Source organism: Lacisediminimonas profundi, assembly GCF_008831265.1.
GTDB classification, from domain to species: domain Bacteria; phylum Pseudomonadota; class Gammaproteobacteria; order Burkholderiales; family Burkholderiaceae_D; genus Lacisediminimonas; species Lacisediminimonas profundi.
This window is the reverse complement of sequence record NZ_VTTH01000005.1, coordinates 353135-368953: the sequence shown is the minus strand read 5'-3', so window position 1 is coordinate 368953 and position 15819 is coordinate 353135. Positions and strand designations below refer to the sequence as shown.

Annotated in this window: 11 protein-coding genes; all 11 read right to left on the bottom strand. The window is 64.7% G+C overall.

The genetic code is table 11. From position 1 onward, the window contains the following. Nucleotides 1-28: 28 nt before the first annotated feature. The 11 genes from FVE66_RS16175 to FVE66_RS20620 all read right to left on the bottom strand — a co-directional run bounded on the left by FVE66_RS16175 (nucleotide 29) and on the right by FVE66_RS20620 (nucleotide 15801). The gene (locus FVE66_RS16175) at nucleotides 29-1477 is read right to left on the bottom strand and encodes an efflux transporter outer membrane subunit (RefSeq protein ID WP_151448476.1); all 1449 of its coding nucleotides are present in this window, start codon (nucleotides 1475-1477) and stop codon (nucleotides 29-31) included. After that, nucleotides 1461-4619: an efflux RND transporter permease subunit gene (locus tag FVE66_RS16170; protein WP_151448475.1), complete on the bottom strand. Its 3159-nt coding sequence runs from the start codon at nucleotides 4617-4619 to the stop codon at nucleotides 1461-1463. The genes FVE66_RS16175 and FVE66_RS16170 overlap by 17 nt, the downstream gene beginning before the upstream one ends. Nucleotides 4620-4631: 12 nt before the next feature. Next, complete coding sequence (locus FVE66_RS16165; RefSeq protein WP_166454484.1) at nucleotides 4632-5906, bottom strand: efflux RND transporter periplasmic adaptor subunit; 1275 nt, start codon at nucleotides 5904-5906, stop codon at nucleotides 4632-4634. A 180-nt stretch (nucleotides 5907-6086) separates the two neighbouring features. Further along, a complete protein-coding gene (locus FVE66_RS16160; RefSeq protein ID WP_151448474.1) occupies nucleotides 6087-7136 on the bottom strand; it encodes a hypothetical protein in 1050 nt (349 codons plus the stop codon). A gap of 229 nt (nucleotides 7137-7365) precedes the next feature. Then, complete coding sequence (locus FVE66_RS16155) at nucleotides 7366-8691, bottom strand: TolC family outer membrane protein (protein ID WP_151448473.1); 1326 nt, start codon at nucleotides 8689-8691, stop codon at nucleotides 7366-7368. 28 nt (nucleotides 8692-8719) lie between these two features. Beyond that, the gene (locus FVE66_RS16150; RefSeq protein WP_151448472.1) at nucleotides 8720-9043 is read right to left on the bottom strand and encodes a rhodanese-like domain-containing protein; all 324 of its coding nucleotides are present in this window, start codon (nucleotides 9041-9043) and stop codon (nucleotides 8720-8722) included. A 2-nt stretch (nucleotides 9044-9045) separates the two neighbouring features. Further along, on the bottom strand, nucleotides 9046-9699 hold the full coding sequence (locus FVE66_RS16145; protein WP_151448471.1) for a protein-L-isoaspartate O-methyltransferase family protein: 654 nt from the start codon (nucleotides 9697-9699) through the stop codon (nucleotides 9046-9048). Between the two features lie 43 nt (nucleotides 9700-9742). Next, nucleotides 9743-12958, bottom strand: coding sequence for an efflux RND transporter permease subunit (locus FVE66_RS16140; protein ID WP_151448470.1), 3216 nt, complete (start codon nucleotides 12956-12958; stop codon nucleotides 9743-9745). A 35-nt stretch (nucleotides 12959-12993) separates the two neighbouring features. Next, a complete protein-coding gene (locus FVE66_RS16135) occupies nucleotides 12994-14187 on the bottom strand; it encodes an efflux RND transporter periplasmic adaptor subunit (protein ID WP_151448469.1) in 1194 nt (397 codons plus the stop codon). A 9-nt stretch (nucleotides 14188-14196) separates the two neighbouring features. Beyond that, nucleotides 14197-14859 (bottom strand): TetR/AcrR family transcriptional regulator, encoded by a 663-nt coding sequence (locus FVE66_RS16130; RefSeq protein WP_151448468.1) that lies wholly within the window; start codon nucleotides 14857-14859, stop codon nucleotides 14197-14199. Nucleotides 14860-15063: 204 nt separating this feature from the next. Next, a complete protein-coding gene (locus FVE66_RS20620; protein ID WP_151448467.1) occupies nucleotides 15064-15801 on the bottom strand; it encodes a hypothetical protein in 738 nt (245 codons plus the stop codon). Between the last annotated feature and the right edge of the window lie 18 nt (nucleotides 15802-15819).

The following is a 15819-nucleotide window of genomic DNA, read 5'->3' as shown; positions in this document are numbered from 1 at the left end:
ATTCGTGCCTGCCGCAAGGGGCTGCGAATCAGCGCGTGGGCGCCGATACTGCAGCCTGCTGATTGCTCTCCAGCAGTCCACCCCCCAAACTGCGGTACAGGTCCACCGCATTCGTGAGCCGCAGTTGCCGCGCCTGGATCAGCGCCTGCTGCGCAGCGAACAATTCGCGTTGGGCATCCAGCACTTCCAGCGAGCCGGCAATGCCATTGCGGGCGCGCAGTTCCGACAGCCGTGCGCGGTCGGCCTGAGCTTCCACCGTCAGCCGCTGCGCCTCGACCTGCTGGTCGAGCAGGTCGCGTGCGACCAGCGCATCGGCCACTTCGCGGAACGCCACCTGGATGCTGCGCTCGTAGTCGACTACCGCCAGGCTGTTGCGCGCCTGCGCCAGCGACAGGTTGGCGCTGCTGCGGCCGGCGTCGAACAGCGGCAGCGTCAACTGTGGCACGAAGGACCAGCTTTTCGAGGCGCCTTCGAACAGGGTCGACAGTTCATTGCTGCCCAGGCCCAGGCCGGAGGTCAGCGAGATGCGCGGAAAAAACGCAGCGCGCGCTGCGCCGATGTTGGCGTTGCTTGCGCGCAGCCGCTGCTCCGCCGCGCGGATGTCGGGCCGGCGCGCCAGCAGGTCGGATGGAAGGCCGGGCGGAATGTCGCTGACCACGCCTTGCTCGGACAGCGGCTTCGCCGGCGGCAAGGCGTTCAGCGGCTGCCCGGCCAGCAAAGTCAGGGCATTCATTGCCTGCGCCTGCTGGCGGGCCAGTACCAGCTGGGCGATCTGGGCTGCCTGCAGCAAGGTTTCGGCCTGGCGCAGGTCGAGCGCCGACGAGGCGCCGACGTCAAAGCGTTGCCGCGCCAGCTTCATGGCTTCGTTGCGCGCCAGCATCGTGCTCTGCGCCAGCGCCATTTGCTCGGCCAGGGAACGCTCGGCCAGGTAAGTCCTGGCGACTTCCGCCACCAGCGAGATCCGCGCCGAACGTTGTGCTTCCTCGGTCGCCAGGAATTGCGACAATGCCGCCTCCGACAGGCTGCGCACGCGGCCGAAGAAATCCAGTTCGAATGCTGCCAGCGACAGGCCGACCTGGTAGTTGCCAGACACTGAGGGGCGGCCGCTGGACGTCAGGCCGAGCGGCGTGCGCGAGCGGCTGGCGTTGCCGGTCGCATTGATGGTTGGCAGCTGGTCGGCCGATTGCACGTTGTACAGCGCGCGCGCTTCTTCCACCCGCAAGGCGGCGGTGCGCAGGTCGCGGTTGTTTTCCAGCGCGGCCGCGATCAGCGCCTGCAAGCGCGGATCGGGGAAAAATTGGCGCCAGCCGATTTCCGACGCCGCCTGCCGCTCCAGCGCTGTGCCGGCGAGCGGGAAGGCGTCGGCCACCGGCGCCACCGGCCGCGTGAATTCCGGCGTGAGCGAGCAACCGGCCAATGCGGCGGCGATCAGCAGCGCCGCTGCGCCTGGTCCGGCAGAATTAAACCGGCTGGTCATTCGCGCTCTCCTTGTCCAGATGTGCTGCATACATCTTGCGCTGCCGCTCGCTGCCGGTGAAGATCCGGCGCACCACCACGAAGAACACCGGCACCAGGAACACCGCCAGCACGGTGGCCGTGATCATGCCGCCCATCACGCCGGTGCCGATCGCGCGCTGGCTGGCCGAGCCGGCACCGCTGGCGATCACCAGCGGCAGCACGCCGAGGATGAAGGCCAATGAAGTCATCAGGATCGGGCGGAAGCGCAGGTGCACGGCTTCCAGCGTGGATTCGACCAGCCCCTTGCCCTGTGCCTGCAGGTCTTTCGCGAACTCGATGATCAGGATCGCGTTCTTGGCCGACAGGCCGATGATTGCAATCAGGCCGACCTTGAAGTAGACGTCGTTGGGCATGCCGCGCATGTTGGCGCCCAAGAGCGCGCCCAGCACGCCCAGTGGCACCACCAGCAGCACCGACAGCGGGATCGAGGTACTTTCATACAGTGCGGCCAGCACCAGGAACACGGCCAGCAAGGACAGCGCGAACAGCGCCGGCGCCTGCGAGCCCGAGGTTTTTTCTTCGAAGGACTGTCCGGTCCATTCGTAGCCGAAGCCGGCCGGCAATTGCGTCACCAGCTGTTCCATTTCCGCCAGCGCCTCGCCGGTGCTGCGTCCCGGTGCGGCGTCGCCCGACAGCCGCACCGACGGGTAACCGTTGAAGCGCACCAGCTGCACTGCGCCGGTGATCCAGCGCGAGGTGCTGAAGGAGGATAGCGCCACCATGTTGCCCTTGGCGTTGCGCACGTACAGCTTCTGCAGGTCTTCCGGACGCAGCCGCTCGGGCGCATCGGCCTGCAGGATCACGCGCTGCATGCGGCCCTGGTTGGGGAAGTCGTTCAGGTAGGACGAACCCATGGTGTTGGACAGGACCGTGCTGATGTCGGCGAACGACACGCCCAGCGCACTGGCCTTGTCGCGGTCGATGTCGAGCTGCAGTTGCGGCGTATCTTCCAGCCCTTCCGGACGGATCCCGACCACGACCTTGCTTTTCGAGGCCAGGCCCATCAACTGGTTGCGCGCTGCAATCAGCGCCTCATGCCCCAGCCCCGCGCGGTCCTGCAGCCGGAACGAGAAGCCGGTGGCGTTGCCCAGTTCGCGGATCGGCGGCGGATTGACCGGGAACACGATCGCATCGCGGATGCCGGACAGCACGCCGAATGCCTTGCCGACGATGGAGGTGGCGTTCTCATCCTTGCCGTGACGCTTGTCCCAGTCGATCAGGGGGGTGAACACCAGGCCGGCGTTCTGGCCGCTGCCCGAGAAGCTGAAGCCGGTCACTGCAACCACGCGTTCGATGAGGGGATTGTTCAGGTAGTAGTCCTCTACCTGCTTGATGACCGCCTGCGTGCGGTTGGCGCTGGCGCCTGGCGGCAGTTGCACGTTGGTGATCAGGAAGCCCTGGTCTTCGCTGGGCAGGAAAGAAGTCGGCATGCGCGCGAACAGCAGCACCACGCAGACGATGATCAGGCCGTAGATCACCATGTAGCGCATGGTTTTTTTCAGCATGCGCGCCACCACGCCCTGGTAGCGGTCGGTCGTGCTCTTGAAGCCGCGGTTGAACCAGCCGAAGAAGCCGCGCTTCTCGACATGATGTCCTTTCGCGATCGGCTTGAGCAGCGTCGCGCACAGTGCCGGGGTCAGGGTCAGGGCCATCAATGCCGAGAACAGCATCGCCGACACCATTGATACCGTGAATTGCCGGTAAATGGCGCCGACCGCGCCGCCAAAGAATGCCATGGGAATGAACACCGCAACCAGCACCAGCGTGATGCCGACGATGGCGCCGGTGATCTGGCCCATTGCCTTGCGGGTGGCGTCGCGCGGCGACAGGCCCTCCTCGGTCATGATGCGCTCGACGTTCTCCACCACCACGATGGCGTCGTCGACCAGGATGCCGATCGCCAGCACCAGGCCGAACATGGTCAGCACGTTGATCGAATAGCCGAATGCGGCCATGGTAGCGAAGGTTCCCATCAACGCGATCGGGACCACGATGGTCGGGATCAGCGTATAGCGGATGTTCTGCAGGAACAGGTACATCACCAGGAATACCAGCGCCACCGCTTCAAGCAGCGTCTTCACCACCTCCTTGATGGAAATCTGCACGAACAGCGAGGTGTCGTAGGGGATGTCGTACTTCACGCTGGCCGGGAAATAGCGTGACAGTTCGTTCATCTTGGCGCGCACCAGCTTGGCCGTCTCCAGCGCGTTGGCGGTGGGGGACAGCTGGACGCCGATGGCGGAGTTCGGCTTGCCGTTCAGGCGTGCGGAAGTGGCATAGTTCTGCCCGCCCAGTTCAATCCGCGCCACGTCCCGGAGCCGCACGCTCGAGCCGTCCGGATTGGCGCGCAGCACAATGTTCCCGAATTGTTCGGTCGAGGCGAGCTGCCCGGCCACCACCACCTGCACCGCGATCTGCTGCGAGACGGGGCTGGGCAGGTCGCCCAGCGTGCCTGAGGCGACCTGCGCATTCTGCGCGCGCACCGCAGCGGCGACGTCGGCCGGTGTCAGGCGAAACCCTACCAGCTTGTCGGGATCGAGCCAGATGCGCATCGCCCGCTCGGTGCCGAACAATTGCGCCTGGCCGACGCCGGGCACGCGCCGCAGTTCATTGAGCACATTGCGCGTCATGTAGTCGCCCAGCGCCACCGGATCGAGCGAGCCGTCGGTGGATGACAGGGTGGTGAACAGCAGGAAGTTGCTGCGCGCCTTGGTCACCTGCACGCCCTGCTGCGTCACTACCTGCGGCAAGCGTGCTTCGACCCGCTTCAGGCGGTTCTGGACATCGACTGCCGCCAGGTCGGGATTGGTGCCGCTGCGGAATGTCACCGTGATCTGGCCCTGGCCGTTGGCATCGCTGAGCGACTCCATGTACAGCAGTCCTTCGGCTCCGTTCATTTCCTGTTCGATCAGGCTGACCACGCTCTCGTCGACGATCTTTGCCGATGCGCCCGGATAGTTGGCGGTGACAACGATCGACGGCGGGGCGATGGTGGGGTATTGCGATACCGGCAATTGCATGACTGCCAGCGCGCCGCCGAGCAGGATGAACAGCGCGATGACCCAGGCGAATACCGGGCGATCGATGAAAAACTTCGCCATGTGCTGTTCCTGTTATTTTGTTTGCGGAGCCGGCTTGCTGGCCGCGGCGGATGCTGCGGGAGTTGCAGCAGATGCAGCGGATGCAGGAGCGGCAGGAGCGGCAGGGGCCGTGCCAGCAGCAGCGGCTGCCGGGGCCGCGGCCGGCTTTTGCCATTGCACCGGTTTCACCGATGCGCCCGGCCGGGCTTTCTGCAAGCCTTCGACGATCACCGTCTCGCCTGGCTTCAGGCCGGCGCTGACGATCCATTGGTCACCCAGGCTGCCTTCGGTCTTGATCGGCCGTGCTTCGACCTTGCCGTCCGGCTGCACCACCAGGACGCTGGCCTTGTCTCCCGTGCGCTGCACTGCCTGCTGCGGGATCATGATCGATTGCTCGCGCACCGCCTGTTCCAGCCGGGCGCGCACATACATGCCGGGCAACAGGCTGCGAGCCGGATTGGGGAATACGCCGCGCAGGATCACGGCGCCGGAACTCTCGTCGACGCTGATGTCCGAGAACAGCAGCTTGCCCGGCTCGCCATATGGACGGCCGTCTTGCGTCACCAGCGTTACCCGCACGCCATTCCCGGACAGGCGCTTGAGCTTGCCCTCGCTCAGTGCCCGCTGCAGGTTCTCCATGTCGTTGCTGGACTGGGTCAGGGTGACGTAGATCGGGTCGATCTGCTGCACCACGGCCAGCTGGGTCGCCTCGCCCTGGCCGACCAGCGCGCCTTCAGTGACCAGCGCGCGTCCGATGCGCCCCGAAATCGGCGAGCTCACGGTGGCATATCCAAGGTTCAGGCGTGCTGTTTCACGCGCTGCCTTGGCCGCAGCCACGTCGGCGCTTGCCTGCATCCGGGCGGCGGTTGCGTCGTCAAATTCCTGCTTGCTGATCGCATTGGATTCGACCAGCGGCTGGTAGCGTTGTGCCTTGGCGGTGGTCTGCGTCAAGTTGGCCTCGGCACGCGCCAATGCCGCTTCTGCGCTGGCCAGGTTGGCCTTGTACTGGGCCGGATCGATCTGGAACAGGACTTCGCCCGCCTTCACTTCGCCGCCTTCGCGAAACAGGCGTTTTTGCACGATGCCCGGCACGCGCGCGCGGACCTGGGCGACGCGGGTCGCTTCCAGCCGGCCCGGCAGCTCGGTGCTGATGGTCACATTCTCGGCGGCCACTGTTATCACCGCGACTTCAGGGGGCGGCATGCCGGCGGCGGGCGGCGCGCTGGCCGGCTTGTCGCCGCAGCCGGACAGGGCGGCGGACAGGATCAGACCGAATGCGAGGGCGAAATGGCGGGTCAGGATGGGCATGGTTTTCTTGAGTCGGAAAGCGGCGCGGGCCGACATGGGCAGCGAACGCTTCAAGCAGGGAACATGCCACGGCGGGCGTGGCATTGCCCGGTCGAGTATATCGGAAAAACAACATGGGTCTGGCCATGGTTCATGGGGCGCGAGGCCCGATGTGGCGTGTGCCGTGCAATGGCCGCCGCATCAGGACTGTGTGCAATCCTGCACCAGCTGCTCCATCTGCTCCAGATGTGCCCCTGCCAGCCGTTCCAGGTTCTGCCGCGCGTCGGCTTCGATCGTTTTCAGGTCGGTACGAAGGGCGATGGCCCAGCCATGGGGCAGCGGGGCCAGCAGTCCCGCCAGTCTCCCGGCGCAGCGCCTGACCAGCGTCCTCACCTCGGCGCATTCGGGCAGTTGCCGGCGCAGGTGGCTGGCGAGCATGGTGATGAATTCCTCCAGACAGTGCAGGCGCGGTCCAGGCGCACCAGCGGCTTGCGCGGCGAGGCTGGTGACCAGCCGGGCCGCGGCGACCAGCGCGCGGCGCAGCGGATCTTCCTGCAAGTTGCGCAGTGCGTCTGCCGCCAGCGCGCAGCCAAGTCCGAGGCTGTCATTGGTGGAAGTGCGTGGCCCTGTGGTGCAGCAGGCTGCCAGCAGGAGTGCCAGGCGCTCCTCATCCGGCGCACGGTTGGCCATCTTCACGAAATCCATTTGCAGCCGGGCGCCATGCCGGTAGCCGCTTGCTTGTGCCGCCATCAGGCAAGCCATCACCAGCGCCATGCGCGTCGCCATCGGCGCCGCGACGGCGCTCATCTGCATGACGATTTTCCGTCGCACATACGGCAGATCAAGAGCGATCGCCGGACTGGTCATGCTGGTCATGCCGATGATCCAGTCGCGCAGCATGCCGAGTCCGGTGGCAGTGCGTTGCGCCATCCGATCGGACTCCGGGCAAGATTCCGCTCGCCAGCTTGCTTGCACCAGGTGTTCCACGAGTGCGTCCATCAAGGCATCTTGCAGCAACGCTTCTTGCTTCGTCCCTTGCCGCACTTTCAACTGCGGCGGAAGGTATGAGCGCGGCTGCACCGGTGCATGGGGGATGCGATTGGCGCGCAGTGACAGGGCAAGCATGCCCGTCCGCTTCGGGCGGGCTGATGTACTGGTAGTGGGGAGCCCCGTGGTGATCTTCGTGACGGGCGCCTGGCGTGCCGGGCCGCCGACAGGCAGGCCTGGATGTTTTCTGGATGTACGTTGCATCTCGGTCTCCTCGTGATGGTCGAGGGCCGTGAGTCGCAGGCACGCGCTACGGGTTCTGAATAGTTAGTCACGCATGGCGACGGCGATCCGGGCTGCCCTTTGACCGCCCGGATTGCTCGCCTGTGTGCTCGTCAAGCGGAAAAGCTGGACGCCGGATGCCCTTCTTGGGGGCAGGCTGGCTGCCGGCCCTCGGCCGCTTTCGTGCGGCGCCGGCGCCGCGCAGATTGAATCAGGGCTGCAGCAGCGAATTGACCTGCACCAGGTCGTCTTCCTTCAGCACCCCGGCCGCGTTTTTCAGGCGCAGGCCGTTGATTACCGTGTCATAGCGCGCGCGCGCAAGATCGCGGCGGGTCGAGAACAACTGCTGCTGCGCATTGAGCACGTCGATGTTGATGCGCACGCCAACCTGGTAACCCAGCTGGTTCGATTCGAGGGCGGACTTGCTCGATACTTCGGCTGCTTCCAGTGCCCGCACCTGGGCCAGTCCGCTGGACACGCCGACGAAGGCCTGGCGTGCGCCCTGCGCCGCAACGCGGCGCGCGTTCTCCAGGTCCGAACGCGCTTTGTCCTGCAGCGCGATGGCTTCCCGCACGCGACTGGTTACCGCAAAGCCGGAGAACAGCGGCACGTTCAGTTGCACGCCGAGCTGGGTGGTATTGGTGCTCATTGACGACAGCGCCGAGGTCAGGGTCGAGCCGTTGATCACGTTGCGGCCGCGGCTGGCGAGCAGGTCGACGGTCGGCGCATGGCCGGCCCGGTTGCGCTTGATCTCGCGCTGGGCGATTTCCACCGCCAGCTGCTGGCCGACCACGCCGTAGTTCTGTGCTTCGGCGCTCGACACCCACTCTTCCATGCCCGCCGGCTGGGGGGGCGTGAGCGTCAGTCCGGGTTTGAACGGGGCCAGCGGTCCGGCCGGCTTGCCTATGATCTGCTGCAAAGCCGCCCGCTTGATCTGCAAGTCGCTCTCGGCGGCGAATTCCTGCGCGACCGCGAGGTCGTAACGGGCCTGCGCTTCGTGCGTGTCAGTAATGGTCGCTGTGCCGACTTCGAAATTGCGCTTGGCCGACGCCAGTTGTTCGGTGATTGCCAGCTTTTGCGCTTGGACCGTGGCCAGTGCGTCCTGCGAGGCCAGCACATCGAAATAGGCCTGCGATACCCGCACCATCAGGTCTTGCTGTGCTTGCGCATACACCGCCTCGGTGGCGGCGACCTGCAGCTTGCTTTGTTGCCACGCTTCCCAGTTGCCAAGCCGGAACAGCGGCTGCGTCAGCGAGATGGCGTAGGAGTTGGTGGTGTTATTGCGATCGCTGGCCAAGCCCGGCGCCGAGATGTCCGCCAGGGTCCGGGTGCTGCCCGCGCCCAGCCCGATCGTTGGCAGCAGCTGCGCAAATCCTTGCGGTTCACGTTCCCGGCCGGCTGCCAGGGCGGCGCGGGCGCTGGTAATTACCGCATCGTTCGCCAGCGCCTCCCGGTACACCTGCAGCAAGTCTGCGGCATGGATGTCGCTGACAGCAAAGGTGCTGGCAAGCAGGGTGGCGATGAGGGTGGTGCGCATGGATTCTCCGCTTGGTCGATCAGTATGTTCAGTAGGTCGGCATGGTGCCGTCCACTTGCGCCGCCCATGCATGGACGCCGCCGCTCAGGTTGCTTACGTTGCCGAAGCCCTGGCGTTCGAGAAAGGCAGCCACCGCCATGCTGCGCGCGCCGTGGTGGCAGATGCAGACGATTTCCGCATCCGGGTCCAGCTCCTGCTGGCGCGCCGACACGGTGTTCATCGGTATCAGGGTCGCGCCCGCGATGTGGCAGGTCTGGAATTCCCACGGCTCGCGCACGTCGAGCAGGATCGGCGCTGGCTGACTGGTGTCGGCCAGGCGCAGGGCGAGTTCGGGGGCCGTGAGATGTTTCATGCTCAGAAGCGGAAATGTGACGGCCGCACCGCATTGCGCAGCGGCTTGACGTTGGTCTCGAACAGGGTCTCGGTGCGGTACTCGCTTTCCGACATGCGGGTGATGCGTTGTGCTTGCATCACCGGCGCCTGTCCGATGAAGGCCAGCAGGCGCCCCCCAACTTTCATTTGCTGCAGGAATTCATCCGGCAGGACCGGCAGCGAACCGGAGATGACGATGACGTCGTACTGGGTGCCGCGGTTGAAGCCGCGCGCGCCGTCACCCTCGAGCACGTCGACATTGACCAGGCCGTAGCTGGCAAGGTTTTTCGCGGCCAGTGACTTGAGTTCCGGTTCGATCTCGACCGTGGTCACATGCCGGGCGCGATGGGCCAGCAAGGCCGCCATGTAGCCCGAGCCGGCCCCGATTTCCAGCACGGTCTCGTGCTTCTTGACGCCGGCTTCCTGCAGGATGCGTGCTTCCACCCGCGGCGGCAGCATGTTTTCACCGCATGGCAGCGGCACTTCGGTGTCCATGAACGCCAGATTGCGGTGGGCTGCCGGCACGAAATCCTCGCGCTTGACGATCATCAGCAGGTTCAGCACCTCGGGATCGAGCACGTTCCAGGGGCGGATCTGTTGCTCGATCATGTTGAAACGGGCTTCTTCGGTTTTCATTATTCAGTAGGAATTTTGGTGAGGACGGTCAGCGCGCATTCTATCAAACGACATCGTTTTTCTTCGACTGCGGTGCAAGCGTGGCCTGGCCACCCGCGGGCGTGGGCGCGCGCCAGCGGCGCCGGGCCCAGGCCGCCAGGTCGTCCAGGTAGGTATAGATCACGGGAACCACCACCAGCGTCAGTATCGACGAGGTGATGATGCCGCCGATGACAGCCTGTCCCATCGGCGCGCGCTGTTCGGAACCTTCCGACATGCCAAAGGCCAGCGGCACCATGCCGAACACCATCGCCAGCGTGGTCATCAGGATCGGCCGCAGCCTTACATGGGCAGCCTCCAGCAGCGCCTCGAACCGCGTGCTGCCGGCCTTGCGCGCCTGGTTGGCATAATCCACCAGCAGGATGGCGTTCTTGGTGACCAGCCCCATCAGCATGATGAAGCCGATGATGGAGAACATGTTCAGCGTCGAGCGGAACAACATCAGCGACAGGAACACACCGATCAGGGTCAGTGGCAGCGCCGACATGATCGCCAGCGGCTGCAGGAAGCTGGCGAACTGGGACGCCAGGATCATGTAGATGAAGATGATTGCCAGCGCCAGCGCCGAGACCGCGTAGCCGAAGGATTCCTGCATGTTCTTGGTGGCGCCGCCGACCTGGTAGCGGTAACCCGCCGGCCAGTTCATGGATTCCAGCGCCTTCCTGATCTCGGTGCTGACCTGGCCGGAGGCGCGGCCGACCACGTTGGCCGACAGTTCCACTTCGCGGTTCAGGTCGCGCCGGTTGATCTGGCTGGCGCCGACCGACGGCTCGATGGTCGCGACCTGCCGCAGCGGCACCATGCGCGGCGAGCCGTCGGCATTGAGCTGCGAGCTGGGGAGCATCAGCCGCAGCAGGTCGTCCGGATTATTGCGGTCGGCCGGCGACAGGCGCACGGTGACGTCGTAATTTTCGTCGTCCGGGGCGCGCCAGTTGCTGGCGATTTCGCCGGCCAGCAGGGGCCGCAGGGCGCCGCCGATCTGCGCCACGCCGATGCCCAGGTCGGCCGCAATGTCGCGCCGCGCTTGCACCGAGATCGACGGCTTGTCGGCCTTCAGGCTGGAATCGAGGTCGACCACGCCGGGTATTGCCCGCATCTTGCGCTGCAACTCCTCGGACATGCGTGCCAGCTGTTGCAGGTCGGGGCCGAGGATGGACAGGCGCAACTGCTTGTTGTCGCCGCCCATGCCATCCAGCGAGCCGATATGGGTGACCGTAACGCCAGCCAGGCTGTTCAGCCGTTCACGCATCGGCGTTGCCATTTGCGTGGTGCTGCGCTTGCGTTCGCTGCGCGGCGACAGGCGTATGAAAACCGTTGCGTAGTTGCGGCCCTGCGCCAGGCCGGTGTTGATGGTCGTGTACAGGTCGCGCACCTCGGGAAATTCACGCAGCACGGCTTCCACCTGGCGCGCCTTCGACTCGGTGAATTCGAGCGAGGACCCGACCGGCGTAAAGAATGTCACGCCGGTTTCCGAATAGTCGGCCTGTGGCACGAATTCGGTCCCGATCAGCCCGGCAGCCGGTAGCGCCAGGCCACCGAAGAAAGCTGCAGCAGCGATCAGCAGCGTGGCGATGCGGTGCCGCAGTGACCACCGCAGCAAGCCCTGGTAGGTGCGCGACAGCCACTCCACGCCGTCATCGAATTTACCAAGGACACGGCCGATGGTCTTCGCATACCAGCCCTCGGTGCGGCGGGTGCTGGCGTGCGCGTCCGGGTCGGGCCAGATCGAGGACAGCATGGGATCGAGCGTGAACGAGACGAACATCGAGATCAGGACGGCCGCCGCCACCGTCACCCCGAACTGGTGGAAGAAACGGCCGATGATGCCGCCCATGAAGCCGACTGGCAGGAACACCGCGACGATCGAGAGGGTAGTGGCCAGCACCGCCAGGCCGATTTCCGCCGTGCCTTCCAGCGCCGCTTCCTTGTGGCTCTTGAACCGGCCGCCGACCTTCATGCCGGCGTGGCGCACGATGTTTTCCCTGACCACGATGGCGTCGTCGATCAGCAAACCGACGCACAGCGACATGGCCATCAGCGTGATCATGTTGATGGTGAAGCCGAACAGGTCCATGAACAGGAAAGTGCCGATCAGCGCCACCGGTAGTGTCAGGCCGGTGATCACGGTCGAGCGCCAGGAATTCAGGAACAGGAACACGATCAGCACCGTCAGCAGCGCGCCTTCGATCAGCGTGCGGCGCACGTTATCCACCCCGACCCGGATCTGGCGCGCGCCATCCTTGATGACTTCGGTGCGGACTCCCGGATAAAGCGCTTTCAGCGTCGGCTCCAGGTCGCGCAGCGCGGCGCGCAGGCCGTCGGCTACATCGATCGTGTTCTGGCCCTGCGCCTTGAGTATGTCCAGCGCCATGGTGCGCTGGCCGTTGTACAGGGCCAGCGACTCTTGTTCCTGCTGGCTGTCGACCACCCTGGCAACCTGGTCCAGGGTGACCGGCTGGCCGCCGCGGCGGGCGACGATGATGCGGCTGAATTCTTCCGGATTGCGGATCCGGCCCTGCACCTGGACCACGCGTTCGTCGGCGCTGCCGCGGATGGCGCCGGTCGGCAACTCCTGGTTCTCGTTGCGCACTGCATTGATGATATGGTCGACGCCGATCCCGAGCGCTTCCATTTGCTGCGGCTTCACATAAATCTGGATTTCGCGCTTGACCCCGCCGACCAGCGTCACCGAACCGACGCCTCGCACATTTTCAAGACGCTTCTTGACTACCTGGTCGGCGATCGTGGTCAGCTCGCGCAGGCTGCGTTCCTTGCTGCCCGGCTCGGCGGACACGGACACCGAGTAGATCGGACGGTCGGCCGGGTCGTAGCGGGTCACGCGCGGCTCTTCCACTTCCTTGCGAAAGGCCGACTTGACCAGCGCAACCTTTTCCCGCACATCCTGCGCCGCCTGCGCCGGATCGACCGTCAGCGCGAACTCGATGACCACGACCGACGCCCCTTCGTAGGAACGGGACGTCAGGCTGTTGATGCCATTGATGGTGTTGACCACCTCCTCCACCTTGCGGGTGACGTCGGACTCGACCGTTTCCGGCGCGGCGCCCGGGTAATTGGTCTGCACCACCACGACCGGAAAAGTCACGTCCGGGTACTGGTCGACCCGCAGCCGCTCGTAGGAAAAAAGGCCAAGCACCACGAAGGCCAGCATCATCATGGTGGCCAGTACCGGGTTGCCGATGCTGATGCGAGTGAACCACATGGTTCAGGTCCTTGCCGTGCTGTGAGAGGGGAGGTTCATCGTGAAGAAGCGCCGGAGGTGGCGCCGGCACCGGCACCCGCACTGGCACCGTTCGCCGTTACCGCGCCGATGACTTTTACGGCAGTTCCGGGTCGCAGGTTGCCGAGGTTGGCACGCACCACCTGGTTGCCGGCGGCAAGTCCCTCGATCACTTCCACCGCCGGTTCGGCTCCGCTGCTGCCGCGCAGTCCAAGCCGCACCGGTTTTTGCACCACCACGCCGTTCTCGATGGCATAGACATGGTTGCTGCCAGCGTCAGTGCGCACGGCCGATTGCGGAATGGTCAGCACGCCCGCTTTTTTCGATAACGTCAACTGGCCGTCGCCGAACATGCCCGATTTCAGCTGGTTCTGTGGATTGTCAATCTGCACATAGACCATGATCGAGCGCGAACCGGCCTGGATGGCAGGATTGATGCGCACCACCTTGCCGGTGACCGGAGCAGCGATGCCGGCGAAATGTACCTTTACTTCCTGTCCCAGGACCACGCTCGTGATCTCGGAAGTGGGCACCGCGCCTTCCAGTTCCATCGAGCGCAGGTCAACGATTTCCAGCAGCTTGTTGTCGGCCGATACTTTTTCGCCGGGCTGGACAGCGCGGCTGCTGACCAAACCGGAAATCGGCGCCCGGACCACGGTGTCGGACAGCGCCTTTTGCGTCACGTCGAGCGCGGCGCGGGCGGATTCGACATTGGCGCGCGCGATTTCGAACTGGCTCTCGGCATTGTCAAAAGCGTTCTTCGAAATGAAGTTTTTTTCCAGCAGCGCCCGGTTGTTGTCGCGCGATTTGGTGGCAATGTCGAACTGGGCCTTCGCTGCCTGCAATGCGCCGCGCGCCTGGTCCGCCTTTCCCTGGTACTCGCGCGCATCCATCCGCAACAGTACCTGGCCGGCCGTCACCGCCTCGCCTTCGCGCACCAGCACTTCTTGCACGTCGCCGGCAATGCGTGCCTTCACCACCGCCTGGTTGACCGCACGCAGCGCGCCCGACAGCGCCAGCGTCTGGCGCAGGTCTTCCGATTTGACTTCGGCGATGTCGGTTGCCAGGAATTCAAGCGGGGCCGGCGCCTTCATTGCAGCCGGCGGATTCAGCGGATTCACGGCCGGTTTTCTTTTCTGGATGGCGGTGATCGCAATTGCCGCCAGCAGCAGCGCCACGATTGCGATCCAGAACGAACGACGTTTCAGCATAAATATCCTTCAATCCCTGGCAGGGGCGCACAGCAGGCCGTTCGTGACCAGGTCAATGAAGCAGCGCAGGTAGTCGGGGGAGGAAATCGGTTCGGTGTGGCACATGCCGAATGAATGCTTCCATAGCATCAGCGTCAGCATGGGGGCAACAATGACCATGTTGGCGTGCTTCAGGTCGAGCGGGCGGAATTCGCCGCGCCCGATGCCACGTTTCAGGATGCGCACGATCATGTCGTTGCTGCGGGAAATGATCTCGTCGTGATAGACGGTGGCAGCCTGCGGGAAATTGCCCGCCTCGGCCATCATCAGCTTGGTGATGCCGGACAGGCTGGTATCGCCGACCTTGTTCCACCAGCCCAGGATGAAGTCGCGGAACAGGTCCGCGCTGTTGCCGGCATAGTTGTCGATCAGGACCTCGCCTTCGTCCAGCACCGGGGTCAGGCTTTCGCGGATGACCGCCTTGAACAGTTCTTCCTTGTTCTCGAAATACAGGTACAGCGTGCCTTTCGAGACGCCGGCGCGGGACGCCACATCTTCCAGCCGGGTAGACGCATAGCCCCGTTCGACAAACAGCTCGAGGGCGGCGGACAGCAGTTCCTGCGGGCGGGCGTCCTTGCGGCGCTCCCAGCGGGGTTTGGTCGGCTTTTGCTGCGGAGTGATGGGGCTGGTCATGGGACGAGGGGAAAGTAACTAACCTACTGGTCAGTAATATAGAGATGCGGTGACCGAACGTCAAGGCTGGTGGGCGCAGGGTGCCTCGATCATGGTGCGGTGAACTGGATCGGCAATGCTGTTACCCACACGCGCTGATTTGTCCGCAACCTCGTCCGCATCCGTCCCCCGATGGAATGGAAAGCGGGTTGGAGCAAAAACCGATCAAGAGCATTTCATCAAGAGGAAGTCCATGAGCGACTCAAACGCATTGCCCCGCCAGAATAAATTTTCGCCATCCAGCGCATCCGGCCGCCAGGTTCCGCCAGCTGATACTTTGTCCACGCCATCAAACATCGCGGGGCAGCCGATGCCTTGGCTGACTGCTACCCGCGGCGGCAGCGCAAACGAGGCACGGCCTGCGCTACCGTCGCCTCCTGGTGGATGGACAATTCCGCCGAACCCGTTTGCGGATGACATGGCAGAGCAGAAAGCGCCTTCTCCGCGCACGAACCAGGACCGTCCGTTGCCGCCGCCTCCAAACAGGGTGGCAACTTCGACCGCCCAGTCATTGAAGCCGACGCTACCGGTAGTGCAGATGCCGCCGCTGCCGTATGCCCCCTCGCCGCCACCTCCTTCCGACGTACCGCAGCCACCGAAAATGCAGATTCCGCCAGGCCCGCCGCCGCCTGCCGATCTTCCTCCAACCTCACCCCGGCTTACGGCAAGAACGGGGCCGGCCAGCCCGCGAGCGGCGGTGAGCACCGCATCGACCACCACCGCATCGACTGCCACGACATCGACATCCACGACCGCCAACCAGGAAAGCAAGTCGAAAGAACCGAAGGAGAAAAAAAGGTCGGGCGTGCGCCGCGTGAGGACGATGCTGAGCATGGCACCGGAAGAAAAGAGCGAAAAGAAGCTTAAAGGAGCAGACAGGCCGGCAAAAGCCGCGCCCGTCATCCCGTGCGCGCTGACGGA

Coding starts and splice junctions, on each gene's coding strand:
- FVE66_RS16175 (WP_151448476.1), bottom strand. CDS start 1,477: ATGACCAGCCGGTTTAATTCTGCCGGACCAGGCGCAGCGGCGCTGCTG.
- FVE66_RS16170 (WP_151448475.1), bottom strand. CDS start 4,619: ATGGCGAAGTTTTTCATCGATCGCCCGGTATTCGCCTGGGTCATCGCG.
- FVE66_RS16165 (WP_166454484.1), bottom strand. CDS start 5,906: ATGCCCATCCTGACCCGCCATTTCGCCCTCGCATTCGGTCTGATCCTG.
- FVE66_RS16160 (WP_151448474.1), bottom strand. CDS start 7,136: ATGCAACGTACATCCAGAAAACATCCAGGCCTGCCTGTCGGCGGCCCG.
- FVE66_RS16155 (WP_151448473.1), bottom strand. CDS start 8,691: ATGCGCACCACCCTCATCGCCACCCTGCTTGCCAGCACCTTTGCTGTC.
- FVE66_RS16150 (WP_151448472.1), bottom strand. CDS start 9,043: ATGAAACATCTCACGGCCCCCGAACTCGCCCTGCGCCTGGCCGACACC.
- FVE66_RS16145 (WP_151448471.1), bottom strand. CDS start 9,699: ATGAAAACCGAAGAAGCCCGTTTCAACATGATCGAGCAACAGATCCGC.
- FVE66_RS16140 (WP_151448470.1), bottom strand. CDS start 12,958: ATGTGGTTCACTCGCATCAGCATCGGCAACCCGGTACTGGCCACCATG.
- FVE66_RS16135 (WP_151448469.1), bottom strand. CDS start 14,187: ATGCTGAAACGTCGTTCGTTCTGGATCGCAATCGTGGCGCTGCTGCTG.
- FVE66_RS16130 (WP_151448468.1), bottom strand. CDS start 14,859: ATGACCAGCCCCATCACTCCGCAGCAAAAGCCGACCAAACCCCGCTGG.
- FVE66_RS20620 (WP_151448467.1), bottom strand. CDS start 15,801: ATGACGGGCGCGGCTTTTGCCGGCCTGTCTGCTCCTTTAAGCTTCTTT.